The following is a 2,903-nucleotide window of genomic DNA, read 5'->3' as shown; positions in this document are numbered from 1 at the left end:
TCGTGACGGCGGTGAACGCTTCGGCGTGGTTCAGGATGCCGCCCATGAACTTGTAGGCCGTCTCGGAGAGGTTGAACTCGTCGTCGGGGTCGTCGAACGCGTTACCGTCCTCGTCGAAGAGGCTGATTTGGCTGTGCATACCCGAGCCGTTTAAAGCGCTGATCGGCTTGGGCATGAACGTCGCGTGGATGTCGTTCTGTTCCGCGACGGCGCGGACGACAGCACGGAAGGTAGCGATGTTGTCCGCTGCAGCGAGTGCGTCCTCGTACTTGAAGTTGATTTCGTGCTGACCGTCGGCGACTTCGTGGTGGCTGGCCTCGATTTCGAAGCCCATCTCCTCCAGCGTGAAGATGATTTCTCGGCGGACGTCGCTCGCCATGTCCTTGGGTGCGAGGTCGAAGTAGCCGCCTGAGTCGTGCGGGACGGTGGTCGCGTTTCCGTCCTCGTCCTTGTCAAAGAGGAAGAATTCGGGCTCGGGACCGATGCTGACGGTATATCCCATCTCGTCCGCACGGTCGAGGACACGCTTCAAAACCTGGCGTGGACCGCCGTCGAACGGCGTTCCGTCGGTGTTGACGACATCACAGATGAGACGTGCACTTGCGGAGTCACCGTTGGAGCGCCACGGGAGGACAGCAAACGTGGATGGGTCGGGTTCGAGACGCATGTCGCTCTCCTGAATGCGAACGAATCCTTCGATGGACGACCCGTCGAACCAAATGCCCTCCTCGAACGCCTTTTCGACTTGGTGGGCCGGGATACTGACGTTTTTCACTGTCCCCGTGATGTCGGTGAACTGGAGACGGACAAAATCGACGTTTTCAGTCTCGATTGCGTCGAGAACTTCCTGTTCTTCAGCGGATAACCCTGTATCCTTTTCGGTGGCAATATTTCCGTCTGTCATCTTTATAGACACCGTATGCAAATACATCCACCATTAAAACAGTATCGGTTGGTCAACTGTACGATTTGGACCTAGAATTGGATATTCGTTAAATTCTAATGGGTGGAGTGAGTTGGTTGGTGTAATGACGTACGAAAATCTGGATGCGAAACTCGTAAACGAACTACTCGGCGACGGACGAGCGAGTCTCCGAAGCCTTGCGGAGGAACTGGACGTCTCGGTGACGACGATTTCGAATCACTTGACCCACTTGGAAGAACAGGGGGTCATTCAAGGGTACTCTCCGCTCGTCGATTACGACGAGTTGGGATACGATGTGACGGCAGTCGTCCAACTGAAAGTCGAGGGGAACGCCCTGCCGGAAGTGACCGAACGGTTGCAAGACCATGATCAGATGATAAGTGTGTACGAGGTTACCGGGGACTATGATATCATCGCCATCGGCAAATTTACCGACACGGACGGAATGAACGAACAGATCAAGAAGCTGCTCATCGACCCCGATATCAAAGAAAGTAACACGAGCGTCGTGCTCAACGCTGCGAGCGAGCACGAACAGTTCAAACTGGACGAGTCCCGGTAACCGACCAATACTACTTAGACCCCGGGGCGAGTTCCACCGGTCATGAGCGTCATCGCGGAGTTTACGATACGTGCTCCGGACCTCGTTCTTACCGAGACGCTCGAAGCAGTTCCGGAAATGACCGTCGAACTCGAACAGCAGATGGCGAGCACGGCGGGGTCCGCGCTCCTCATCGTTTGGGCAACCGGAGGGAGTTTCGACACGTTCGACGATTCCCTTCACGCCGATCCGACGATCGAGTCGTACTCCATCGTCGAAGAGATGGACGTTCGGAAACTCTATCGGCTTCGACTGGAACGGGAGTCGATCCTTCCCGTCTATCCCACCTATCAGGAACTCGGTGCGGTTCCGATGGCGGGTCACGGCGCGTCGGGGACGTGGACGCGACGGGTCCGGTTTCCGGAGCGATCCGCCCTGATCGAATTTCAACAGTTCTGCCGACGAGAGCACGTCGATTTCTCCCTCAAGCGATTGTACACGCCGGGCGACAACGAAACGGCGTTTCACCTCACCGAGCCACAGCGCGAAGCCCTCGTCGCCGCCTACGAATCCGGGTATTTCGAAGTTCCTCGCGACGCCACCCTTACGAACCTGAGTTCCACGCTGGACATCAGCAAACAGTCCGTTTCGGAGCGTTTGCGACGGGCACAATCACGCCTCGTCGAGAACACCGTCCTCGGAGAAAAGGGTAAACCACGATAGAATCGAGGAAAGTACACATATATTTATTGTAGTAAAAAAGAGATTCGTGACGAGGTGAAAGCGCGTGATAAAAAGCCTGAAATATAAGGCCAAGGTTCAGATCGATTCGTGCGAATACATTCTAGTACATAGATATCCAGCGACGGGAGATACCAGTAACTACGAATTCCACGATATTCCACCGATGCCCTCACTAGACAACGTCGATAGGCCCGCACCGTCCGTCATCTTCTCCACACTGGCGAGTGCACGACGCCGAGTCGTGCTTCGAGAACTCATCAAGAGTGGCCCATCGTTGACAGTAACAGCCCTCTCGGAGAAAATTTCGGACGAGCACCCGGATACCGACGCCAGGCGTATTTTTGCCCAGTTACATCACAGCCATCTCCCAAAGCTCGAAGATTCGGGAATGGTCACAGTCGAGGACGATCTCGTCACGCTCGGAAATTGCATCGAAGTCATCGAACCGTACCTGGTGCTGGCGGAACGATACGAATCGATGCGCGAAAAATAACGTTCGAAACGGGAGTTCGTTTCGACCGTCGAATGGGCAGTCGTCGCTTCTATGGGGCGAGGTTCGTTCCGAACCTCGCTCACATAGTCTCCGTCAGGCAGAGCCTGACGGGCTATGAAATTCGTTCTTCGGCCGAATTTGTCTCACGGGCACAGCCCGTTCGACAGTCGAGGTTTCTTCGAAACCTCTCTTACATAGCC

4 protein-coding genes are annotated in these 2,903 nt (G+C 55.2%); 3 read left to right on the top strand and 1 reads right to left on the bottom strand.

Going from position 1 to position 2,903, the window contains the following annotated elements; translation table 11 throughout:
- Positions 1-904: glutamine synthetase family protein (locus WBV42_RS18505; protein WP_423987336.1), on the bottom strand; the 904-nt coding region annotated here is incomplete at its 3' end.
- 124 nt (positions 905-1,028) lie between these two features.
- Here WBV42_RS18505 and lrp point away from each other — a divergent pair.
- From lrp to WBV42_RS18490, 3 genes are all read left to right on the top strand, one after another.
- Positions 1,029-1,487 (top strand): HTH-type transcriptional regulator Lrp, encoded by a 459-nt coding sequence (lrp, locus tag WBV42_RS18500; RefSeq protein ID WP_066140578.1) that lies wholly within the window; start codon positions 1,029-1,031, stop codon positions 1,485-1,487.
- 42 nt (positions 1,488-1,529) lie between these two features.
- Entirely contained in the window at positions 1,530-2,189 is a 660-nt protein-coding gene (locus WBV42_RS18495) for a helix-turn-helix domain-containing protein (RefSeq protein ID WP_423987335.1), read from the top strand.
- A 64-nt stretch (positions 2,190-2,253) separates the two neighbouring features.
- Complete coding sequence (locus WBV42_RS18490; RefSeq protein ID WP_423987334.1) at positions 2,254-2,703, top strand: DUF7344 domain-containing protein; 450 nt, start codon at positions 2,254-2,256, stop codon at positions 2,701-2,703.
- The last annotated feature ends 200 nt before the right edge of the window (positions 2,704-2,903 follow it).

It is taken from the genome of Haladaptatus sp., assembly GCF_049589095.1.
Classification (GTDB): domain Archaea; phylum Halobacteriota; class Halobacteria; order Halobacteriales; family Haladaptataceae; genus Haladaptatus.
Note: the sequence above shows the minus strand (reverse complement) of the source record. Positions and strands in the feature narration are given on the sequence as shown.